Origin of the sequence: Yersinia aldovae 670-83 (assembly GCF_000834395.1) — a bacterium.
GTDB lineage: Bacteria > Pseudomonadota > Gammaproteobacteria > Enterobacterales > Enterobacteriaceae > Yersinia > Yersinia aldovae.
In genome coordinates, this window is record NZ_CP009781.1 from 3,219,340 (window position 1) to 3,242,292 (window position 22,953).

The following is a 22,953-nucleotide window of genomic DNA, read 5'->3' on the forward strand; positions in this document are numbered from 1 at the left end:
AAATGGCAAAAGAATTCAGCCGTTCTCAACGTGTTTCGCAAGAAATGCAAAAAGAGATCGCACTCATCTTACAGCGTGAAATCAAAGACCCTCGTGTTGGCATGGCTACCGTTTCGGGTATCGAACTCTCCCGTGACCTGGCTTATGCTAAAGTCTTTGTGACCTTCCTGAACGTATTAACTGACAATGCTGATCCGGATACGGTTAAAAACGGCATTAAAGCGCTACAAGATGCTTCCGGTTATATCCGTACTTTGCTCGGCAAAGCGATGCGCCTGCGTATCGTGCCAGAACTGACCTTCGCCTACGATAACTCCCTGATTGAAGGGATGCGGATGTCTAACCTGGTGACTAACGTCATCAAAAGTGATGTAGAACGTCAGGTTAATTCGGGTAACGACGAGGAGAAGTAATGGGTCGTCCACGTCGTCGCGGCCGTGACATTAACGGCGTTCTGTTATTGGATAAGCCGCTGGGCCTCTCCTCTAATGATGTTTTGCAGAAAGTAAAACGTCTCTTTAGCGCTAACCGCGCAGGTCATACCGGTGCGCTCGATCCATTGGCAACCGGTATGTTACCTATCTGTTTGGGCGAAGCGACCAAGTTTTCCCAATTCTTGCTGGATTCCGATAAACGTTATCGCGTGGTTGCTCGCTTAGGTCAACGTACCGATACTTCAGATGCTGAAGGTGCGTTAATCAGTGAGCGTGAGGTTAACGTCACTCAAACCCAGATGGATGCCGCGTTAGACCGTTTCCGTGGTCATAGCCAGCAAGTGCCGTCCATGTATTCTGCACTGAAGCACCAAGGCAAGCCGCTGTATGAATATGCCCGTCAGGGGATTGACGTCGAGCGTGAAGCCCGCAGTATTACGGTGTACGAACTGCTGTTTATCCGCTGGGAAGGCAATGACCTTGAGCTGGAAATCCACTGTTCCAAAGGCACCTATATTCGCACCATTGTTGATGATTTGGGTGAATTGTTGGGTTGCGGCGCACATGTGAGTTATCTGCGCCGGTTGCAAGTGGCGACTTATCCAAGTGAGCGTATGGTGACGTTGGAGCAGTTAACGGCGATGGTGGAAGCGGCACAGGCAGAAGAGCGCTCGCCCAATCCAGAGCTGGATCTGCTGTTACTTCCGATGGACAGTGCTGTGCTTAACTTCCCTGAAGTCAATCTGTTACCTGCGGTTGCCGCTTACGTGAAACAGGGCCAGCCGGTGCATGTTTCGGGTGCGCCTGGTGAAGGTATGGTTCGTATCACTGAAGGCGAAGAGCATAAATTCATTGGTATTGGTACTATCGCTGAAGATGGTCGTGTGGCACCTAAACGCCTGGTTGTGGAAAGTGCGGATGTAGAAAGTTCGGTCATCGCGTAAGGCCAAACCGCTTATCTTGCGATCCAGCAGTTCAAAGAGTAGAATAGTGCGGCTTACATATTGGGTTGCTGAATTAGAGATCGGCGCCTGTTTTAATTTATCTATATATTTGGAGTTGTATCATGTCTCTAAGTGTTGAAGCGAAAGCTAAAATTGTTGCTGACTTCGGTCGCGGTGAAAATGACACCGGTTCAAGCGAAGTTCAGGTTGCTCTGTTGACTGCTCAAATTAACCATTTGCAAGGTCACTTCTCCGAGCACAAAAAAGATCACCATAGCCGTCGTGGTCTGCTGCGTATGGTATCCACGCGTCGTAAGCTGCTGGATTACCTGAAGCGTGAAGATGTAGCGCGTTATGCTACCCTGATCGAGCGTCTGGGTCTGCGTCGCTAAGTCTGCGAGTTTCAGGAAAAAGGGGCCAATTGGCCCCTTTTTTCTAAGCAGCAATGATAAAATACGTTAGTATATTGTTGCTGTTCTATATTTTTTAAAAATAGGATCTTCCGGTGCAGAGGTTCGCGCGGCTAATGAGAGACTTTAGCTCATGAGGGTTAAGGATTGTCATTAGTCGCGAGGATGCAGTGTGAAGGTAATAGTAACAGGTGGATGGAGAGTCAATACGATCCGGCACCGCATAGTATAAGGATACTATTTTGCTGACTCCGATTATTCGTAAATTCCAGTACGGTCAACATACCGTTACCATTGAAACCGGCATGATGGCTCGTCAGGCAACCGCCGCTGTAATGGTAAGCATGGACGACACCGCAGTTTTTGTGACTGTTGTTGGCCAAAAGAAAGCCAAACCAGGCCAGAGCTTCTTCCCTCTGACGGTTAACTATCAGGAGCGTACTTACGCTGCTGGCCGCATCCCAGGCAGCTTCTTCCGTCGTGAAGGCCGCCCAAGTGAAGGCGAAACACTGACTTCACGTCTGATTGACCGCCCGATTCGCCCACTGTTCCCAGACAGCTTCCTGAATGAAGTTCAGGTGATTGCGACTGTGGTTTCGGTTAACCCACAAATTAACCCGGATATCGTGGCATTGATTGGCGCATCTGCTGCACTGAGCCTGTCAGGTATTCCATTCAACGGCCCAATCGGTGCTGCTCGTGTTGGTTTTATCAACGACCAGTATGTACTGAACCCAACCACCGACGAGCTGAAAGAAAGCCGTCTGGACTTGGTTGTTGCCGGTACTGCTGCCGCAGTATTGATGGTTGAGTCAGAAGCACAGATTCTGTCTGAAGATCAGATGTTAGGCGCGGTGGTCTTCGGTCACGAACAACAGCAAATTGTGATTGAAAATATCAACGCTCTGGTTGCTCAAGCGGGCAAACCGAAGTGGGATTGGCATGCTGAACCTGTTAACGAAGCGCTTCATGCGCGCGTGGCTGAGCTGGCAGAAGCTCGTCTGGGTGATGCGTATCGTATTACTGAGAAGCAAGAACGTTACACTCAGGTTGATGCGATTAAAGCTGACGTAACCGCAGTGCTACTGGCACAAGATGAAACGTTAAATGCTGGTGAGATCCATGACATTCTGGGCGATGTTGAGAAAAACGTCGTGCGTAGCCGTGTATTGCGTGGCGAGCCGCGTATCGATGGCCGCGAAAAAGACATGATCCGTGGTCTGGACGTGCGCACTGGCGTCTTGCCACGTACCCACGGTTCTGCGCTGTTCACCCGTGGCGAAACTCAGGCGCTGGTTACCGCCACACTGGGTACGGCTCGTGATGCGCAAAATATTGATGAACTGATGGGTGAGCGTACTGACTCATTCCTGCTACACTATAATTTCCCTCCATATTGTGTTGGTGAAACCGGCATGGTTGGTTCACCTAAGCGTCGTGAGATCGGTCATGGCCGTCTGGCGAAACGCGGTGTGTTGGCAGTAATGCCAAGCCCGAGCGAGTTCCCTTATACCATTCGTGTGGTTTCTGAAATCACCGAGTCTAACGGTTCTTCCTCAATGGCCTCTGTTTGTGGTGCTTCTTTGGCCCTGATGGATGCGGGTGTACCAATTAAAGCCGCTGTTGCTGGTATCGCAATGGGTCTGGTTAAAAAAGATGACAACTTTGTTGTTCTGTCCGATATTCTGGGTGACGAAGATCACTTAGGCGACATGGACTTTAAAGTAGCTGGTAGCCGTGATGGTATCACCGCACTGCAAATGGACATTAAAATTGAAGGTATCACCCGCGAAATCATGCAGGTGGCTCTGAACCAGGCTAAGGGTGCGCGTTTGCACATTCTGGGTGTTATGGAACAGGCTATCAGTACACCGCGTGGCGATATCTCTGAGTTTGCTCCCCGTATCTACACCATGAAAATCAATCCTGAGAAAATCAAGGATGTGATCGGTAAAGGTGGTTCTGTGATTCGTGCGCTGACTGATGAAACTGGCACTACCATTGAAATTGAAGATGATGGCACCATTAAGATTGCAGCAACCGACGGCGACAAAGCGAAACACGCTATCCGCCGCATCGAAGAAATTACTGCTGAAATCGAAGTGAACCGTATCTATGATGGTAAAGTGACCCGTATCGTTGATTTCGGTGCATTCGTTGCTATCGGTGGCGGTAAAGAAGGTTTGGTACATATTTCTCAAATCGCTGACAAGCGCGTAGAGAAAGTGACAGACTATCTGCAAATGGGCCAGGAAGTGAAAGTTAAAGTAATGGAAGTTGATCGCCAGGGCCGTATCCGCCTGAGCATCAAAGAAGCCACTACTCCTGACGCAGAAGCTCCGGCACCAGAAGCAGCAGAGTAATAAGTATTCCATTGCCCCTTACGCATTAGTGAGGGGCCGTGTTATCTCGAGGGCAGGATGCCCTTGTGTTAAACAAATGGATGAAAGGATGTTTGTCCAATGTTTGTCTTCGGGAGTAGGAAATGAAGCCTTTCTTGCGCTGGTGTTACGTTGTGACAGCACTCATGCTGGCAGGATGCAGCAACCATGATTGGCGTAAAGACGAGGTGTTGGCAATCCCGTTGCAACCTACGTTGCAGCAGGAAGTGATTCTGGCCCGCATGGAACAAATCCTTGCAAGCCGGGCACTTACGGATGATGAGCGCGCACAGCTTTTATATGAGCGCGGAGTGCTGTATGATAGCCTCGGGCTACGGGCACTAGCGCGAAATGATTTTTCGCAAGCGTTAGCTATTCGTCCTGATATGCCAGAAGTTTTTAACTATCTGGGCATTTATTTAACGCAGGCAGGCAATTTTGATGCTGCCTATGAAGCGTTTGATTCTGTACTAGAGCTTGATCCAACTTACAATTACGCGCGTTTAAACCGGGGTATCGCTCTCTATTATGGCGGTCGACTCCCGTTGGCGCAGGATGATCTGCAGGCGTTTTATCAAGACGATCCAAATGATCCCTTCCGTTCGTTGTGGCTGTATCTGGTGGAAAGAGAAATCGATCCCAAGACAGCGGCAGTAGCGTTACAACAGCGCTATGAAAAATCGGACAGAGGGCAATGGGGATGGAATATTGTCGAATTCTACCTGGGCACGATCAGCGAAAAAACGCTGATGGAAAGGCTCAAGGTAGATGCAACGGATAACACTTCGCTCGCTGAGCATCTCAGTGAAACTGACTTCTATTTAGGTAAACATTACCTAAGTCTGGGGGACAAGGACACCGCTTCGGCGCTGTTCAAACTGACGGTAGCTAACAACGTTCATAATTTTGTTGAGCACCGCTATGCATTGTTGGAATTGGCGCTTTTGGGCCAAGAACAAGACGACCTATCGGAATCGGACCAGCAATAGCTGACGAACAACTATTAGCCTGATATACCTTGGTTTTTTCCAAAGTTAATCACCCTAACAGGTGATGGCCTTTTTGTTCGTTTTATAATCTAATTTGAGCCGGTTCACACTTTTCAATGAAAATGACTGAAAATTTTCTCGACGAGTTATGTAGACTGGCTGCCATTATTAATGAGGCACGTGTACATGACTACTGAGCTTGAAACCTCTTTTGCTGATCTGGGGCTATCCGCTCCTATTCTTTCCGCTCTGACTGATCTTGGTTATGAAAAACCATCTCCTATCCAGTTGGAATGCATCCCACACCTGTTGAATGGCCGTGATGTTCTCGGTATGGCACAGACAGGCAGTGGTAAAACAGCCGCGTTTGGTCTGCCGCTGTTGCACAATATTGACCCAACATTAAAAGCGCCACAGGTGCTGGTGTTGGCACCGACCCGTGAGTTGGCTATTCAGGTTGCACAGGCACTGACCGACTTCTCAAAACACATGAGCGGCGTTAACGTGGTGGCCCTGTACGGTGGCCAACGTTATGACGTTCAATTACGCGCTTTGCGCCAGGGGCCACAAGTTGTTGTTGGTACCCCAGGTCGTCTGTTAGACCACCTGAAACGCGGTACTCTGAATCTGTCCAACCTGAGCGGTTTGGTGTTGGATGAAGCAGATGAAATGCTGCGCATGGGCTTTATCGAAGATGTCGAAAATATTCTGGCACAGATCCCGGCTGAACATCAGACCGCGCTGTTCTCTGCTACCATGCCGGAAGCGATTCGTCGTATCACCCGTCGCTTTATGAAAGAGCCACAGGAAGTCCGCATTCAGTCTAGCGTGACGACCCGCCCTGACATCAGCCAGAGTTTCTGGCGCGTGGGTGGCGGCTATAACAAGAAAGAAGCATTGGTTCGTTTCCTGGAATCTGAAGATTTCGATGCGGCTATTATCTTCGTGCGTACTAAAAATGCCACGCTGGAAGTTGCAGAGGCCCTGGAACGTAGCGGCTACAACAGTGCTGCATTGAACGGCGATATGAATCAAGCACTGCGTGAGCAGACACTGGATCGTCTGAAAGATGGCCGTCTGGACATTCTGATTGCAACTGATGTTGCTGCGCGTGGGTTGGACGTTGAACGTATCAGCCTGGTAGTGAACTATGATATCCCTATGGATTCAGAGTCTTATGTTCACCGTATTGGCCGTACCGGTCGTGCGGGTCGCGCTGGCCGTGCGTTACTGTTCGTCGAGAACCGTGAACGTCGCCTGTTGCAGAACGTTGAACGCACCATGAAGCTGACGATTCCAGAAGTTCAGTTGCCAAACGCAGAATTGCTGGGCGAACGCCGTTTAGCTAAATTTGCGGCAAAAGTGGGCCAACAGTTAGAAAGCAGTGATTTGGATATGTACCGTGCATTGCTGGCTAAGCTGCAACCAGAAGACGGGTTTGATATTGAAACTCTGGCTGCTGCGCTGCTGAAAATGGCACAGGGCGAACGTCCTCTGATCTTGCCACCTGAAGCACCGCGCCGCCCACAGCGTGAATTCAATTCTCGTGATGACCGTGGTAGCGATCGTGGTCGTGACCGTGACCGTGGTGACAGCCGTCGTGAGCCTCGCGCTGATAGCCGTGATGGTGGCGAGCGCCCAGCACGCCGCGAACGTCGTGATGTTGGTGAGATGGAACTGTACCGCATTGAAGTGGGCCGTGATGATGGTGTTGAAGTTCGTCATATCGTTGGCGCTATCGCTAACGAAGGTGATATCAGCAGCCGTTATATTGGTAACATCAAGCTGTTTGCTTCGCATTCAACTATTGAGCTGCCAAAAGGTATGCCGGGCGAAATGTTATCTCACTTCACCCGTACCCGTATCCTGAACAAGCCGCTGAACATGCAGTTGTTGGGTGATGCACAGCCACATGAACGCCGTGAGCGTCCAGCTGGCGGTGCCGGTGGTGAGCGCCGTGGTGGCCCTCGTACCGCAGGTGGTGAACGTCGTGATGGCGCAGGTGCTCCTCCTCGTCGTTCATTCGGCGGCGACCGTGCTCCTGCCGGTGGTGGCGAACGTCGTGGCAACCGTGATGGTCAGCGCGCTGCTGCACCACGTCGTGATGATGCCGCTGCGCCAGCGCCAGCTGCTGCTGCACCAACTCGCCGTCGTTTCGGTGATGCATAACGCTTAGTCATCTTTGATGATTAAACGTAAAAACCAGCCTTCGGGCTGGTTTTTTTATGTCTGCGATTTCATTGGTGAGCAGTTTACAGGTGCTCAACCGGTTTCAAGTCTTGTTGCAAGCTAGCAACTATCTCAAATGAGTATAAGCGCGCCTGATGATCAAAGATCTGGCCATTTATCATCAATTCATCGGCTTGTGTTTCGCGTAATAATGCCTGAAGCCCGTGCCGTACTTTGCTCTTATCTCCAATAATAGACAGGCGCAGAGCTTGATCAACACCCAATTGCTCGGCGGGTGAGCAGATATTATTCATATCTTCTACCGGGGGCGGTAACTGACCCGGTGTGCCACGGCGCAGATTGACAAACTGCTGCTGCATTGAGGTAAACAGGAAGCGGGCATCACTATCATTGTCTGTGGCGACGACATTCACGCACACAATTGCATACGGTTTTGCACATTGAGCGGAGGGCTTAAAGTTCTCGCGATAGAGTTTTAGTGCCTGTAACAGCATGTCTGGTGCGAAATGAGATGCAAAAGCAAAAGGCAGGCCCATTGCGGCGGCGAGTTGAGCGCTATACAGGCTGGAACCCAATAACCACAGTGGAACATATAACCCCTGACCCGGAACCGCTTGTACCGCCTGGCCGGGCTGTGCCTCGGCAAAGTAGTTTTGCAGTTCGCGCACATCAGACGGGAAGTTATCCACTTCACCGGACAGATGGCGGCGAAGTGCCATCATGGTGCGCTGGTCACTGCCAGGCGCGCGGCCAAGGCCCAGGTCGATGCGGTCAGGATAGAGCGAAGCGAGGGTGCCAAACTGCTCTGCTATCACTAATGGCGAATGGTTTGGCAGCATGACACCACCAGAGCCGACGCGGATTGTGCTAGTACCTCCAGCAATGTAGCCAATTAACACGGAGGTCGCCGCACTGGCAATACCGGTCATATTATGGTGTTCAGCCAGCCAATAGCGCTGGTATCCCCATTTTTCAGCCTGTTGAGCCAAGTCCAGCGAAGCGTGGAAAGCCTCTCGCGGTGTTTTACCTTGCGCTATCGGTGATAAATCGAGTACTGATAGCGGTACGGTTTTTGTGTCAGTCATAGAATCGTCCATCTTAACCTTATGTCGAGTCGCTTGAAGGGCGAAAACATTAATTTTTTAACCCATAGGGTGTCTAGCCACATTAATGCACGCGTAAGACGTCATATACCATGTGCGGCTATCACGCATAAAAGCATAATCTAAATCCCGGTTTGTGAAGGGGTAATAAGTGCGGCTTTATCAATATAACTTCGAACCTAAGTTACCAAAACTATAATGCGTCGCTATCTCGGGCCTTTTATATATAAAATACAACCTTATTTTTAGTTATAATTAATGTAATTTTGTTAGGGTTTCTTATTTTAATTATTTCTTAATTGTTGTTTATGTTCCCAGTGCTATTTTCAGATGTCCATGCTGGGTGTGTCATTCAGGGGAGTATTAACTTATTAAAGGGAGGTGGTTATGAGGGGTTCTGAAGTTAAATTCAATGGCAGCTATGAGAGTAAAATAGATGAAGTCACTCCGAATAATAACAAAGTTACAAGGGATATTTTTGTTCAACCTATTCTCATGTTGAATATGAATAGGTTTTATATAGATCCAAACCGTATGGATTTAATTTACCCAGAACCAATATCAGCTAATTTAACTAAATTCGAAAAAGACATCATCATTAATAGAGCAGCGATGCTAGAAGCACGGAGAGATGAAGGATATATAAAAAAGTATAACATCTATAAGAAAAATATAGCTAAGGGAGATATGACAAACGATGAGGAGGTTGTAGCTGAAAAGGAGTTATATGTTAATTTACAAGAAATTACGTATAATCGTTCACTCGCTAATCTTAAAGAGGAATTAGCGAAATTTAGCCGTTGGCTAGATAATGATACTTCTATAAATCAATATGACAGAGACAAACCTCTTATAAATAAATATATGATCGTTAAGTGGGTAAATGGTTATCAGTCAGAGTTTGGGAGTGGAACAAACAGTGAGTTTTTAGCTGGTTGTAATAAAATAGAAGAAAATATCGTTCCATTATTAAAAGAGATAAAACATTTCCAAAGTATTTATATCGCATCAAGAGCTAACTTTACTTTGATTTCTAACGCTGAAGGTTTTTTAGAGTGGAATTATACTGATAGGTTATCTGAATATGATGCGGTTACAGATAATGTGAGGCGTAATACAATAAATGATACTTTTAGTTTAAAAGATATGAGAGAGATATATGTAGCCACTACGGATGCTATTATAGTAGATGCGGATTTCTTATCCAATGTTGAAATAGAAAACTTGGGGAATATTATGGCATTTATGGTGGAAGTTGAAAGTGCTAGTGATTTCTGTCTAAACACCATCTTTTCAGATGGAATAGCAAAACAGCTTATCCCGTCTATGAGTCTGAATGGAATCTAAAAACGGGGACACCCATTTATGAGCAAATAAGCGCCCGATGTTATCTATCGAACAATATTACCGCATAAATGATGCTAGGGGCGGTGACCCCCTGCATCATTTATGACACCAATTCCAGTCCAGCCAAACGCCGCCAGTAGCCGTTGCAATCAGCTTTATCGGTTAAGGTGAGTGGATTCAACCCTTGTTCATTGGAACGAAATTGATCGATAACCGCCAGTGTTTCGCGGCCTTGGGGGGAAAGGCGCACGATATCGACCAAACCTTGCATCGAAATCAGGTCATTACCGAGGTTATAGCAGTAACCACTTTGAGTTTGTATGCCATTGAGGATAAACACTTGCTGGTCTTCCTGTGACAGCACCGGTCTTCCTTGTGGGTATTTGATACAACAGGTTTCACATTCGTCTTTGGCCCGATCTTCTGAGCGTGCAGTAAAGCAGCGGGCGGAATAAGCCAGCGGCAGGTGGCCGTAGCTCAATACTTCGACTTCAAACTGATTGCGGAACCCCAGCTCTTCACACTGTTGCAGCACATTCGCCAGCCAATCGCGAGACAATTCAACCGGCATACACCAACGCATCATGCCCTGACGATGCAAGATCCGCAGAGTGTAAGCGTTATAGCAATTGAGTGCATGGCCAGCGACAAACGGCAGGCCACGTTCGGCGGCCATGTTCACCGCACCCAGATCGTTGGCTTCCAGCAGGAACTCACCGTTTTCCACATAGCGCTTTAATTCATTTAATTCTGACGGCGCTTGTAGCAGAGCCAGTGTGGAGATTACTACCTGCTTACCGCTGGCGGCGACTTCTTTGGCAAGCGCTAACCAATCACCCACCTTCATTTCACGGCGTTTGGTACACACATTTTCACCGAGATAAATAATATCCGCGCTGCTGTGGGCGGCAGCGTGGTAAAAAACTTCAATATCGGTTTTTGGCCAGTAATAGAGCACTGCGCCTAAGGCGTATTTCATATTTCCTCCGGCTACTGCCACTTACGATGATAAGCGCCCAGGGTGGTTTGGGTGCCTTCGGACATTGCGCCCAGTTGTTCCATCCATTCCGCTTTGGCGCTAAATTGCGCAGGATTAGCCAGATAGCGGTCAATCGCCTGTCGCCAGACTTTAGCCACCTGGCTGACATACGCCGGGCTGCGTTGGCGGCCTTCAATTTTCACCGAGGCAATATTGGCGGCAAACAGTTCCGGTAGCAGCTCCAGGGTATTCAGGCTGGTTGGCTCCTCCAGTGCGTGATAACGCTGGCCGTCCACCAGATAGCGCCCTTTGCATAAGGTGGGATAACCGGCGTTTTCGTTATCGTCATAGCGGTCGATCAGCACTTCATTGAGGCGAGATTCCATCCCTTGCTTTGTTTGCTGCCAGCGAACAAAGCGCGCTGGAGAGCAGGCACCGACAGTATTGGGGGATTCACCGGTCAAATAGGAGGAAAGATAGCAACGGCCTTCAGCCATAATACATAAGCTACCAAAAGCAAAGACTTCCAGCGGAACCGGGCTGGTGCGTGATAACTGTTTTACCTGATGCATTGACAGCACGCGTGGCAATACCACTCGAGCGACATCAAAGTGGCGTTGATAAAAGCGGATGGCTTCATCGTTGGTTGCAGACGCTTGCACCGACACATGGCGCTCAACTTCCGGGTAGCGTTCTGCGGCATATTCTAACATAGCTAAATCGGCCAAAATCAGTGCATCCGCCCCCAGTTGGGCCGCCATATCTACCGCGCGCTGCCAGCGGGAGTAGCCGTCAGGGTGGGCAAAGGTGTTAATGGCGATATGCAGTTTACGTTTGCGGCTATGAACGTAATTGACCGCTTCCTGCAACTTTTTATCAGTGAAATTAAGGCCGGCAAAATGGCGGGCGTTAGTATCATCTTTCAGGCCGATATAGACCGCATCGGCACCATTATCGATGGCGGCCTTTAATGCGGGTAAGTTGCCGGCAGGACAAAGCAGCTCCATAGAATTTTCCTGAATGAGTCAACGGTTCGCCTTGCTGACGTTACCGCTGGCAATGATTGTTCCCCATCCGAAGATGATATTGGTAGCGATGAAAATCTTATCGAATGGCGATTCTAGTTAACCTGCTCCGCCGTGACCTTGATTTAAGGCAGTTTCTTGGGCATTGGTGTCATTCTTCTGATATTTAGCAATACAGATCAGAGACAACTTGGTGCAAAATTTATTGATATAACACACTTCAACATTCTACCCATGTGGCAAAATAGTCATATTGAGCATTTCCCTTCTTATATCTGAATCAAGAGGAGCGCAGCCTGTGTTGGGAGAACTACGAGCATGTCTAGTGCGCCAAGGGCCAGCACTGTTGCGAGGCCCGTTAAAATTGGCCCCCTTTGCTTTAAAGCGTCAGGTCATAGAGCAAGTTCTGGGATGGCAACTTCGTCAGGCTTTGCAGGACGGAGAACTGGCGTTTTTGGAGTCACGTTGGTTAAAAATTGAAGTTCGCGACCTCGCTTTGCAATGGTTTATGAGCGTAGAAAACGGTAGGCTGGTTGTGAGCCAACAGGCTGAAGCGGATGTGAGCTTTAGCGGTGATGCCAACGATCTGATTTTGATCGCTGCCCGTAAAGAAGATCCGGATACGCTGTTTTTCCAGCGCCGGTTACGAATTGAAGGGGATACCGAATTGGGCCTGTATGTGAAAAATCTAATGGATGCCATCGAGTTGGAATTCATGCCGACGCTACTGCGTGTAGGTCTGCAACAACTGGCTGATTTTATCGAGGCTGGTCAGCAAGAGGGTGCGGCGAGTGCTTCCCGTACATTAGCATCATGTTGATCAGGGTTGAAATCCCGGTGGATGCACCGGGGATCGACGCCTTATTACGCCAGGCTTTCAAACGAGATGATGAAGCCGAATTGGTGCAACAATTGCGCGAAGACGGCTTGCTGACACTGGGTATCGTGGCAACTGACGATGAAGGTGGTGTTGTCGGCTATGCGGCCTTTAGCCCGGTTGATGTTGGTGGTGAAGACCGTCAATGGGTTGCTCTGGCACCGTTGGCCGTGGATGAAACGCTGCGTCGGCAAGGCCTGGCTGAGAAGCTGGTCTATGAAGGGCTGGATTCTCTGAATGAATTTGGCTATGCCGCCGTGGTGGTGCTAGGCGAGCCTGGTTATTATCAACGTTTTGGCTTTGTACCCGCCGCCCGCCATCAATTGACCTGCCGTTGGCCCGGCACTGAAGCGGCTTTTCAGGTTTATGCGTTGGCCGAGGATGCACTGACTGGCACGGATGGCGAAGTGGTGTTTTCTGCCCCGTTTAGCCGGGTTTAACCTCTGGCTGCGCTATCAACGAAGAGGGCTGGTTAGCGACCAGCTTTTCTTTTTGCAGCTTACTGAGCTGTTTCACTCGATACTCCAGCTTCAATGCCGTTGAGCGGTCACCCGCCTCACACTGAAATACCAGCGTTAATTCTCCTTTACCTCGCAGCGCTTTTGCGCCTTTCCCTGCCTGATGTTGAGCCAATCGCCGTGTGACATCGGTGGTAATTCCGGTATAGAGCATACCGCTGGCGGTGCGCAGCAGATAGAGATGCCAAAGGTTGTCCGACATGATTTTATTCCAGTCCGGGGGTAGCGGTTCGGAACATTATTACCGGAATTGCGTGTGGCATCCTGATTTTTTTATCTACTGGCACCTAATGGGAGAAATGCGCGGGGGAAGAGGCCTCCCGCCCGCAGAGTAGCCGTTTTTTATTTGGTTTTTGCTGCAAATTCAAAACGTGGTGAAACCAGGCCGTACAGTGTCCAGCCGAGGAAGGTCACAATCGCACCCCAGGTCATGGCTTCTTGCCCTGAGCTGTACAGCGCATAGAAGCTATACATCGCACCGATAAAGGCAATGATGTTAGCTCTACGGGCTTTAGCTGGTGGCACATTGGCAGTTTTCTGGATAATCACCAGCGCCGCCATCGACAGAATGTAAGGGATAATATTGGTCACCACCGCCAGATTCACCAGCACGTCGAACTGTTTGTTCAGTGACGGGCTAATGGTCATCAGGGACAGCACACTTTGGATGACCACAATGGTCAGCATCCCTTTGATAGGGGCATTGGCTTTACTGACTTTTGAGAAGATTTTCGGGAAAAAGCCCTCATCTGCGGAGGATTTGAATACCTGAGCGATGGTGAACTGCCAACCCAATAGTGAACCCACGCAGGACATGATCATCAATGCCATGATGATTTTACCGACTGCTGGTGTGAACATATAAGCGAACGCCAGGCCAAACGGCGCGGTTGAATTAGCCAAATCCATGTTCGGTACAATACCGGCAATAACGTTAGTTGAGATGATATAGATAACCGCTGCACCTAAAGTCCCACCCAGCACAGCGATCGGAACGTTACGTTCAGGGTTTTCGACGGCATCAGTGTTGGCACAGGCAGATTCCAAACCGAGGAAGGCCCATAATGTCATTGAGATGGAAGAACCAATGGCTTCAAAGGTGGGTACTGCATGTGGGTTCCACGCTGCCATATAAGCTGAACCGCTAAACCAAAACCAACCAATGATTGAGATGCCGACCACCGGAATGATGACACCCCAAATGGTGACACTACTGATTTGGCCGGTAATGCGTGCGCCGCCAAAGTTGGCGACAGTTGCCAGCCACAACACGCCGATGGTTGCAATACAAATGCCCAGCGGTGATAGGGTGGCACCCATCAATTCAGTGCCGTAACCCACCGCAGAAATAGCAATGGCGATGTTGGCAATCAATAACGATGCACCATAGGTATAGTTAGCCATGAAATTACCGGATTTGCCGAAAGCATATTCTGCATAACCGCCCATACCACCGGATTTACGGCTGAACATACCACATTGGGCGAAGGCATAGGCTAGCGCCATTGAGCCGACAGCGGTGACTAACCATGAAACAATAGAAATTGTCCCAACTTCGGCGAGTTTGGTTGGCAGCATAATTATGCCTGAACCCATCATGTTGACGGCGGTCAGAATAGTTAGCTGTACTACTCCCATCTTATTATTTGATTTACTCATTTTTATTATCTCTTTTTATATTTCAGAGACTGCGGGAATAATGAATCCCCGCAGGTTTGAGCGAATGTTGGTGTTGTATAAATTTCCGAATTATTTGACTTTGAACGCCAATTAATTCGGATGTAAATTTATTATTATTTATTGCTTCATCATGTAACCGTATGCACGGTTCCAGCCATCTTCATCGACTTGTAAATAAACACCTTGTAATTCAGGTGCGAAGCCTGGCAATAAGTTAATGCTTTCTTCAAGTGCCAGGAAATAACGTTGAGCCGCACCACCCCAAACTTCACCAGGGACAACACACAATACTCCCGGTGGGTAAGGAAGTGCGCCTTCTGCGGCAATCCGGCCTTCTGCTTTACACAATGGCACTAATTCAGCATGACCACGAACGAATTCAATATTAGCATCCTGAGGATTCATCATGACTTTAGGGAAATGCTGTTTACGGAACATCTCTTTTTGCAGTTGTTTAACATCATAGCTGACATAAAGATCATGCATTTCCTGACATAATTTACCGATGGTATAGTCTTTATAACGAGTTTCGTTATTGCTATAGACTGTCGGTAATACAACACTTAACAATTCATCTTCTTCAATGAAACGTTCAAATCGAGCAATTTGCGCGACTAAATGTTGCATTTTTGCCAAGTCTTCTGCTGGTGTTAATAAGAACAGAATAGAGTTAAGGTCACATTTTTCTGGCACAATACCATTTTCGCGCAGGAAATTAGCCAGAATGGTGGCCGGAATACCTGATTCGGTATATTCACCGGTATTAGTATCAATACCAGGGGTAGTTAATAACAATTTGCACGGGTCAACAAAGTATTGTGATTCTTCGTAACCTTCAAATGCATGCCATTTTTCGCCCGGAATAAAGTTAAAGAAGCGCAAGTCTTGTGCCATAGCCTCGGTGTCATATTCTTGCCAAGGTTTGCCATCCACTTCTACCGGAACAAAAGGCTTAATCATATTACAGGTACTTAAGATCATTTTACGTGCTTCAATACCGGTCTTAACACAATCTAACCACATACGTTGACCACTTTTGCCTTCATGCATTTTAGCGTTAACATCTAATGCGGCAAATAATGGGTAGAATGGGCTGGTGGACGCGTGCATCATAAAGGCATTATTAAAACGTTTATGGTTGCAGTAGCGATCCTGGCCTTTAATATGTTTATCTTTTTTATGAATCTGTGATGTTTGCGAGAAGCCAGCTTGTTGTTTATGGACTGATTGAGTAACGATAATACCAGGATCGTTTTCATTCAATTCAAGTAACAATGGTGAACAATCTTTCATCATTGGAATAAATTGTTCGTAGCCTACCCAAGCAGAGTCAAACAAAATGTAGTCACACAAGTGGCCAATTTTATCCACAACCTGACGGGCGTTATAAATGGTGCCGTCATAAGTCCCTAATTGGATAATTGCCAGGCGGAATGGACGCGCTTCGTTAGCACGTTCAGGCGCTACACTACGTATTTGTTCACGCAGGTATTTTTCTTCAAAACAGTGGGCGTCAATACCACCAATAAAGCCAAACGGGTTACGGGCTGTTTCCAGATATACCGGCGTAGCACCGGCTTGAACCAGTGCGCCGTGATGGTTGGATTTATGGTTATTACGGTCAAACAGTACCAGGTCACCACGGGCTAACAATGCATTAGTAGCCACTTTATTGGAGGCGGAAGTCCCGTTCAGTACGAAATAGGTTTTATCCGCGTTAAATACTTTTGCTGCATGTTTTTGTGCGTCACAAGGTGCGCCTTCATGAATAAGCAAGTCACCTAATTTAACGTCAGCATTACACATATCAGAGCGGAAAATTGCTTCGCCATAGAAGTCAAAGAATTGACGGCCCGCTGGGTGTTTACGGAAGAATTGGCCACCTTGATGCCCTGGACAGGCAAAGGTGGAATTCCCCATTTCGACATATTTTTTTAAGGTATTAAAGAAGGGTGGCAGCAGCTCTGATTCATATTTTTTTGCTGCGGTTTCCAACGTTTTACCATAAAAATTAGTATTATTTCCGCATAATTCAAATACACCATTTAAAGACGGTAACACATCTGAATTTAGTTCTTCTTCGCAGCAAACAGCGGCATAAATTGGAATATTTAGCCCTAATTCATGAATGCTATTAATCATGCCATGATTAATGTCCTGAACAGAAAGTACCACGGCGGCAACATCAGTAAAGTCGGTGTGCAAAACATCGATTACTTCACGCTGTGAATCAAAACAAGGCATGGCAGATATACTTGCCGCAATCTTTAATTCTTTCATTTTTTCTCTCTTATTTTATTTAGGGTATATTAGCCCGTCCAACATTTTTGCAAGTTGGATTTAGTCGTTTAATAAATTCTGTGTATAGCAGTCCGTATCAATGAATTAACATCCATTAATAATTAATGACTGCTTTTCTGCACAACACCTTGCCTTATGTATGAAATGACTAAATTTCAGGCGCAGTGATTCTTGTGTCATTTAGCATTAATGACCAAGGTGACATTTAACTTTTACGGGATAGCTATTTTTCTGCTGAAGGCTGAATCACACTGGGTTTTTATCGGCTGAGTAATAACATTACTCGCACTGATAGTAGTAAAAATGAAACCAGGTGTTATCATCTTCGGAGAAAGCAGACAATAGTTAACATCGCGTAAAGGGAATAAACACTTTTCGCATCTGTCAAATATTGTGCATAGACAATGACTATCCAATAAACGTGGATGTCATCGCAGGAGGGGTGTTATCTATAATGGTAATAAGAAAAATTAAAATAACTACGATGCGCTGGCATCATTAAATGTGTTGTCCGCCTTATATGCGCCATTTTTTTGTTGTTATTTTCCATTTGCATAAGTCTCTGTTTTTTTTAAAACACATTTTTAGTTTTAAACAAGATATCTGTTTTAAACAAAGTTTTAGAAAAATGAACTGATGGCGGTTATTCTAGCCATAATGCTCTTTCATTCTGTGATGCATGTCATGTTTTTATCCGATTTTAAAATGCCTTTTGACTATCTTATGAATAAAATACCGTATTTATTCATTTTAAACGGTAAGTATTCAGAACTGTACTGTATGTTATGCAAAACAGTAGGATTATATTTAACACGGCATACACATCAGCAGGCTTATTATTAGCAATGAGTGCCGGTTATTAAACAGTTTTGTATTTTATTTGTTAATCCAAAATGATTTGTTACATCCTGTTTTATACGTAAATTTTGCATATAAATTCATATCTGTCTTATGTGGTAAATGTTAGCTAAATCACGTTATCAGGCTCTTTATCGCCAAAATCGTAATTGTCAGGGAGGATATGCTTGAGATCTTTTCCTCATCAGAGCTAAATATCGAAACATAAGTGTAAGTGCCGCCAGATTATAAAGAACATTAACTGAATAACGTCAGACCACTGCTGGCGGCTAAGTTAATGTACACTTAACGCTGTTTTTAAGCTGGAGGATGCCGTAGATAATGAGTGATGTGAATAACCCTGATGACCTGATCTCCATTACCCGCTTCCTGCGCCAGCAACATGTTCTGACGCTGTGCGCCGGCAGCGGTATGGATATGTGGTGTGCCAACTGTTTTTATGTTTTTGATGAAGCGAAAATGGCGCTTTATCTGATGACAGAAAAGCACACCCGTCACGGCGAGCTGATGCAGATAAACCCGCAGGTGGTCGGCACAATTGCTACCCAGCCACGCACCGTAGCATTGATAAAAGGCATTCAATATCGCGGTGAAATAACTGAACTAAAGGATGACGCAGAACACATCGCCCGCCAGCACTATTGCCGCCGTTTCCCGGTAGCTAAAGTTGTCTCCGCCCCCCTCTGGCAGCTCAATTTGCTGGAAATCAAGATGACCAATAATACCCTTGGTTTTGGCAAAAAATTGCATTGGAATACTCTTCGTCCTTGAAGTTACAGGGGGGGTAGCTATTCTCATTTACTCGAATCATTTACTGGTTGTTGATCTTAACGTCAGTAAGCTCATCGGGATTAATGAGCCTCATCCTTGAGGCTCCCCCTACGGGCTAGCATAAATGCTGTTCAAATCGGTTCCCGACCGATTTGTTATTCGTTTGCCGCCTACCTGTAATTCCAATGACTTTGGGCATAGTTTCTTCGCTATGTTCTGGTGTTTCTGGTATGTATTATTCATATCAATTGATTTGATGATTATCTCCATGTTGGGGTGGCGCTAGCGTTTTTATCCGGAGGTCAGATGGCGAAGGTATTATTACTGGGGGCAAGTGGCCTGGTGGGGGGCGAGTTACTGCGCTTGCTGCGTTTGGATGCCCGCGTAACCTCTATTATTGCGCCAACCCGCAAGCCGCTGCCAGTCATGAATAAGCTGATTAATCCGCAAGGTGAGAATATCGGCGAGTTACTAAAAACTCTGGATGAGCCGGTGGATTTGGTGTTTTGTTGTCTGGGTACCACTCGCCAGCAAGCGGGCAGTCAGGCGGCATTTCGTCAGGTGGATTATCGGCTGGTGTTGGCTGCGGGTGAAACCGGTTTGCGGCTTGGCGCGCGGCATTTCCTGCTCGTGAGCGCGATGGGCGCTAACCCGAACTCGTGGCTGTTCTATAACCGTACCAAAGGCGAGGCAGAGCGGGATTTACAAACTCAGGGCTGGCCACAACTCACTTTCGCCCGGCCTTCAATGCTGGCCGGTCAACGCACTAAACCGCGCTTGATGGAAAGCCTTAGCGCGCCGTTGTTTGCCTTATTACCTGATAAATGGCGCTTAATTAAAGCCAAAGATGTGGCACAAGCGCTGCTCGATCAGGCTTTTGCTCCGCCGAAAGAGGGAGTGACAGTATTATCATCAGCCCAAATGCAGCAACATTAATCATTATAAGCTAATTATCTGATTATCCTGCGCGATGGCGACGCCGTCGGGCAGTGTGTTGTCGAGCGCCCAGGCATCCAACTGGTGGCTGATGTGGGTCAGCAAGGTGGCTGCCGGTTTTAGTAACTCACTGATGGCGATGGCCATTGTTACATCATTATGATTACGTGGCGGCGGACGGTGTGGGGAAAGATGATGTGGCGGATGGCTGCAATCTTGTATTAATAAATCAATATTCTTACTGGCTAAAAATAGCGCGCTATCGGCGGGCAATCCAATGGTGTCGGTGAGATAGGCGATAGTTCGGTTAGGGCTTTGCAGCAGGTAGCCGAAGGTGATTTTTGAGTGATTGAGGGGCACTGGCGTAACCCGTAAATCGCCAAATTGAACCGGGTGAAATGCGCTGAGTGGCGGCTGAAAAGCCAATATTCCCGGATGCTTATACAGATCGTCGCAGCCATCAGGATCTGGCGGCCCGTACACCGGGATCGCATTTCCACACCCCCAACGTAACGGAAATAACCCCTGAACGTGATCCATGTGGTAATGTGTAAGCAAAAAACGCTGAATTTCCCCTCCAGCAAACAGTTGATCCAGTGCTGGCAACCCGGCATCAATCAAGGTCGTTTCCCCCTGATAACGCAACATTGCACTGCAAGGTTGACGGCGCAGCGCGGGTTGTAATCTGGCTTTGGCGCAAACTACACACTGACAACCAAACACCGGCACCTGTTGGGCGCATCCGGTTCCTAACAATGTTAGTTCCATTCTTGATTCCCCTCCTGCTGTGTTGTGGCGGGCGTTGCCAGCAATTGCTGTAATTGCCCCAGCGTGTGGTGCAGTTCGCCATCATTACAAAGTCGCTGGCAGTTAACCGGCAGTTGCTGTTGATAATGTTGTGCCCGCTGTAAACGCGCCTTGATTTGCTCACTGTTCTCACGCCCACGTTGCAGTAAGCGCTGGGCCAAAATTGCCGGCGAAACGGTCAGACACAGTGGCAGTAATTGGTGGTGATAGCGCAGCTGGGCTTCGGGTAAGTAGGCTCGGGAGCCATTGACCACCACATCCAACCCGTGTTGTAGCCAGATATCAATCTCAATTCCTACTCCATAATGATGCTGATGTGCCTGCCAAAACAGCGCAAACAGCCCCTGTTCGGCGCGCAATAAAAACTCCTGTTCACTCAATGCGATATGATTTTCAGCCCCCGCATGGGCTTCACGGGTAATATAACGATGCGCTACCATAACGTTGGTGGGTATGGCCGCTCGTAACGCGGATAGCAGGCAATCCTTACCTGCACCGGAAGCGCCCATCAGATAGATTAAGCGCGCCATCAGAACACCTGTATTCCCTGGCGCCAGACGTTTTGCACATACACATGCTGATGGTGTGAACCCTTATGGGTGCGCGCCAATATCAAATCAGCTCGCTTACCTTCGGCAATCACGCCGCGATCCGCTAACCCTAAAGCTCTGGCCGGGTTATGTGTCACCAGATTGACCGCTTGCGCTAAGGTGAAGCTGTTGCTCTCGTCATGCGCGATACGGAATGCGGCATCCAGCAGGCTGGCGGGGTAATAATCGGATGATAAGATATCCAATACGCCCAGTGATGCCAGTTGGTGTGCGGCGACATTGCCTGAATGGGAGCCACCGCGCACAATATTGGGCGCACCCATCAATACCTGTAACCCATGCTGATGTGAGGCTCTGGCCGCCACTTCGGTGGTGGGGAATTCAGCAATGACACTACCCAATGCCTGTGATTCCGCCACATGTTCAGCGGTGGCATCATCATGGCTGGCCAGAGCTATTCCCCGCTGACGACAATGAGCGGCAATGGCCTGTCGATTCTGCCCCGACCAGCGGGCGGATAGGCTGATTTGCTCTTCTTCAAACTCTGCCATTTGCTGATCGTTAAGGTGATATTTACCCTGGTAATATTCACGGTACTTGGCGCGTGAAGCGAACTGGCGCTGGCCCGGTGAGTGATCCATCAGAGATACCAATGAAAGCTCTGGCTGCATCATCAGTTCTTCAAACAGTGGCAAGGTGCTGTCATGGGGTAACTCACAGCGCAAATGAATTCGATGCTCGGCTCGATTCAATCCTGATCGCTGGCTCTCCACCACGGCGTTAATCATTTTTTGCAGATTATCCAGCCGATGGCCGCCATCCCGTACATCGCCAACCGCCACGGCATCCAACACGGTGGTGATGCCGCAGGCAACCATTAGCGCATCGTGGCTGCTCATGGCCGAATGTGCTGGCCAATCCACATTGGGGCGGGGGGTGAAAAACTTGTCGAGATTATCGGTATGCAGCTCGATCAACCCCGGCAACAACCAGCTATTTTGTCCATCAATTGCCGCTGAAAGTTGTGTCGGACGATCACTATAACTGCGGATCACCCCTTGGTGGATTTCCAGTGATCCGCTGACCACCTGATCCGCAAGTATAAGATTGACGTTGTTGAAGATCATGATGGGATCTCTGCGCTGACGTGAGAGGGGGGCGGTGTCATGGTAAGTAAGCGGTCACTGACATGATTGCGTACTTTTTCATCATGGAAAATACCGACAATTGCGGCTCCGCGCTGCTTAGCTTCATCAATCAGGCTGACCACAGCGGCGCTGTTGGTGCTATCGAGCGAAGCCGTCGGCTCATCCAGCAGCAAAATGGGATAATAGACAATAAACCCTCGCGCGATATTAACCCGCTGTTGCTCGCCGCCGGAGAAGGTAGAAGGGGCCAGATCCCACAAGCGTGGTGGCACATTAAGTCGCGTCAACAGATCCTGCGCCCGCTGTTGGCAGATTTGCCGATCAACCCCCAATTCCAGCAGGGGTTGCATCACCAGATTTAATGCACTGATTCGTGGGATCACCCGCAAGAATTGACTGACCCAGCCCACCGTATGACGGCGCACCGCCATGATTTGCCGGGCTTGCGCGCTCACCATATCCAGCCATTCTCCCTGATGTTTCACCCAGATATGGCCGCTGTCGGGTAAGTAATTGGCATATAAAGAGCGCAGCAGAGTGGATTTTCCGCTGCCGGAATGGCCGTGCAGCACCACACATTCGCCACTGCCAACTTCTAGGGAAGTTTGATGCAGCACTGGCAGGCGAATACCGTGCTGGTGGTGTAACACAAAGGTTTTACTGAGATTTTCAACTTTCAGTTGTAGGGCGTTCATAGTCAGTTC

At 48.1% G+C, this 22,953-nt stretch carries 23 protein-coding genes; 12 read left to right on the top strand and 11 right to left on the bottom strand.

What is annotated here, in order from left to right; genetic code table 11:
- Positions 1-2: 2 nt before the first annotated feature.
- The 7 genes from rbfA to AT01_RS14655 all read left to right on the top strand — a co-directional run bounded on the left by rbfA (position 3) and on the right by AT01_RS14655 (position 7,327).
- Positions 3-413, top strand: coding sequence for a 30S ribosome-binding factor RbfA (rbfA, locus tag AT01_RS14630; RefSeq protein WP_042547637.1), 411 nt, complete (start codon positions 3-5; stop codon positions 411-413).
- Positions 413-1,378 (top strand): tRNA pseudouridine(55) synthase TruB, encoded by a 966-nt coding sequence (truB, locus tag AT01_RS14635; RefSeq protein WP_042547638.1) that lies wholly within the window; start codon positions 413-415, stop codon positions 1,376-1,378. Before rbfA ends, truB begins: the two co-directional genes overlap by 1 nt.
- Positions 1,379-1,500: 122 nt before the next feature.
- Positions 1,501-1,770 carry a 30S ribosomal protein S15 gene (gene rpsO, locus AT01_RS14640; RefSeq protein WP_004704661.1) on the top strand — a complete coding sequence of 90 codons (270 nt, stop codon included), beginning with the start codon at positions 1,501-1,503 and terminating at the stop codon, positions 1,768-1,770.
- Between the two features lie 260 nt (positions 1,771-2,030).
- Entirely contained in the window at positions 2,031-4,151 is a 2,121-nt protein-coding gene (gene pnp, locus AT01_RS14645) for a polyribonucleotide nucleotidyltransferase (protein ID WP_004704660.1), read from the top strand.
- A gap of 122 nt (positions 4,152-4,273) precedes the next feature.
- Complete coding sequence (gene nlpI, locus AT01_RS14650; protein WP_042547639.1) at positions 4,274-5,158, top strand: lipoprotein NlpI; 885 nt, start codon at positions 4,274-4,276, stop codon at positions 5,156-5,158.
- 122 nt (positions 5,159-5,280) lie between these two features.
- Positions 5,281-5,355, top strand: coding sequence for a protein YrbN (gene yrbN / locus AT01_RS22610; protein ID WP_223499600.1), 75 nt, complete (start codon positions 5,281-5,283; stop codon positions 5,353-5,355).
- The gene (locus tag AT01_RS14655) at positions 5,345-7,327 is read left to right on the top strand and encodes a DEAD/DEAH family ATP-dependent RNA helicase (protein ID WP_042547640.1); all 1,983 of its coding nucleotides are present in this window, start codon (positions 5,345-5,347) and stop codon (positions 7,325-7,327) included. The genes yrbN and AT01_RS14655 overlap by 11 nt, the downstream gene beginning before the upstream one ends.
- 83 nt (positions 7,328-7,410) lie before the next feature.
- Here AT01_RS14655 and AT01_RS14660 read toward each other — a convergent pair whose 3' ends face one another.
- Positions 7,411-8,433, bottom strand: a complete 1,023-nt coding sequence (locus AT01_RS14660; protein ID WP_042547641.1) for a luciferase-like monooxygenase — start codon at positions 8,431-8,433, stop codon at positions 7,411-7,413.
- A 405-nt stretch (positions 8,434-8,838) separates the two neighbouring features.
- Between AT01_RS14660 and AT01_RS14665 the strand changes: the two genes are divergently transcribed.
- Positions 8,839-9,798 carry a hypothetical protein gene (locus tag AT01_RS14665; RefSeq protein ID WP_042547642.1) on the top strand — a complete coding sequence of 320 codons (960 nt, stop codon included), beginning with the start codon at positions 8,839-8,841 and terminating at the stop codon, positions 9,796-9,798.
- A 100-nt stretch (positions 9,799-9,898) separates the two neighbouring features.
- Here AT01_RS14665 and AT01_RS14670 read toward each other — a convergent pair whose 3' ends face one another.
- A complete protein-coding gene (locus tag AT01_RS14670) occupies positions 9,899-10,777 on the bottom strand; it encodes a U32 family peptidase (protein ID WP_042547643.1) in 879 nt (292 codons plus the stop codon).
- A gap of 11 nt (positions 10,778-10,788) precedes the next feature.
- The gene (gene ubiU / locus AT01_RS14675; protein ID WP_004704654.1) at positions 10,789-11,784 is read right to left on the bottom strand and encodes a ubiquinone anaerobic biosynthesis protein UbiU; all 996 of its coding nucleotides are present in this window, start codon (positions 11,782-11,784) and stop codon (positions 10,789-10,791) included.
- Between the two features lie 316 nt (positions 11,785-12,100).
- Between ubiU and ubiT the strand changes: the two genes are divergently transcribed.
- Both ubiT and AT01_RS14685 read left to right on the top strand, forming a co-directional pair.
- Positions 12,101-12,622: a ubiquinone anaerobic biosynthesis accessory factor UbiT gene (ubiT, locus tag AT01_RS14680; protein ID WP_042547644.1), complete on the top strand. Its 522-nt coding sequence runs from the start codon at positions 12,101-12,103 to the stop codon at positions 12,620-12,622.
- Positions 12,616-13,119 (top strand): GNAT family N-acetyltransferase, encoded by a 504-nt coding sequence (locus AT01_RS14685; RefSeq protein ID WP_042547645.1) that lies wholly within the window; start codon positions 12,616-12,618, stop codon positions 13,117-13,119. The genes ubiT and AT01_RS14685 overlap by 7 nt, the downstream gene beginning before the upstream one ends.
- On the opposite strand, the gene AT01_RS14690 is transcribed toward AT01_RS14685, so the two are convergent.
- From AT01_RS14690 to speFL, 4 genes are all read right to left on the bottom strand, one after another.
- Entirely contained in the window at positions 13,106-13,399 is a 294-nt protein-coding gene (locus AT01_RS14690; protein ID WP_042547646.1) for a GIY-YIG nuclease family protein, read from the bottom strand. The genes AT01_RS14685 and AT01_RS14690 overlap by 14 nt on opposite strands.
- 140 nt (positions 13,400-13,539) lie before the next feature.
- Entirely contained in the window at positions 13,540-14,856 is a 1,317-nt protein-coding gene (gene potE, locus AT01_RS14695) for a putrescine-ornithine antiporter (RefSeq protein ID WP_042547647.1), read from the bottom strand.
- 138 nt (positions 14,857-14,994) lie between these two features.
- The gene (speF, locus tag AT01_RS14700) at positions 14,995-17,157 is read right to left on the bottom strand and encodes an ornithine decarboxylase SpeF (RefSeq protein ID WP_042547648.1); all 2,163 of its coding nucleotides are present in this window, start codon (positions 17,155-17,157) and stop codon (positions 14,995-14,997) included.
- Positions 17,158-17,623: 466 nt separating this feature from the next.
- On the bottom strand, positions 17,624-17,734 hold the full coding sequence (gene speFL / locus AT01_RS22500) for a leader peptide SpeFL (RefSeq protein WP_390169642.1): 111 nt from the start codon (positions 17,732-17,734) through the stop codon (positions 17,624-17,626).
- 623 nt (positions 17,735-18,357) lie between these two features.
- On the opposite strand from speFL, the gene AT01_RS14705 reads away from it, so the two are divergent.
- A complete protein-coding gene (locus tag AT01_RS14705) occupies positions 18,358-18,807 on the top strand; it encodes a YhbP family protein (protein WP_042547649.1) in 450 nt (149 codons plus the stop codon).
- A 306-nt stretch (positions 18,808-19,113) separates the two neighbouring features.
- Positions 19,114-19,743: a Rossmann-fold NAD(P)-binding domain-containing protein gene (locus AT01_RS14710; protein WP_019080670.1), complete on the top strand. Its 630-nt coding sequence runs from the start codon at positions 19,114-19,116 to the stop codon at positions 19,741-19,743.
- 3 nt (positions 19,744-19,746) lie between these two features.
- Here AT01_RS14710 and phnP read toward each other — a convergent pair whose 3' ends face one another.
- From phnP to phnL, 4 genes are read right to left on the bottom strand one after another with little or no spacing between them, the layout of a single operon-like run.
- Complete coding sequence (phnP, locus tag AT01_RS14715; RefSeq protein ID WP_042547650.1) at positions 19,747-20,511, bottom strand: phosphonate metabolism protein PhnP; 765 nt, start codon at positions 20,509-20,511, stop codon at positions 19,747-19,749.
- On the bottom strand, positions 20,502-21,080 hold the full coding sequence (gene phnN / locus AT01_RS14720; RefSeq protein WP_042547651.1) for a ribose 1,5-bisphosphokinase: 579 nt from the start codon (positions 21,078-21,080) through the stop codon (positions 20,502-20,504). Before phnN ends, phnP begins: the two co-directional genes overlap by 10 nt.
- A complete protein-coding gene (phnM, locus tag AT01_RS14725; protein ID WP_042547652.1) occupies positions 21,080-22,228 on the bottom strand; it encodes an alpha-D-ribose 1-methylphosphonate 5-triphosphate diphosphatase in 1,149 nt (382 codons plus the stop codon). Before phnM ends, phnN begins: the two co-directional genes overlap by 1 nt.
- Positions 22,225-22,944: a phosphonate C-P lyase system protein PhnL gene (gene phnL, locus AT01_RS14730; RefSeq protein ID WP_042547653.1), complete on the bottom strand. Its 720-nt coding sequence runs from the start codon at positions 22,942-22,944 to the stop codon at positions 22,225-22,227. The genes phnM and phnL overlap by 4 nt, the downstream gene beginning before the upstream one ends.
- Between the last annotated feature and the right edge of the window lie 9 nt (positions 22,945-22,953).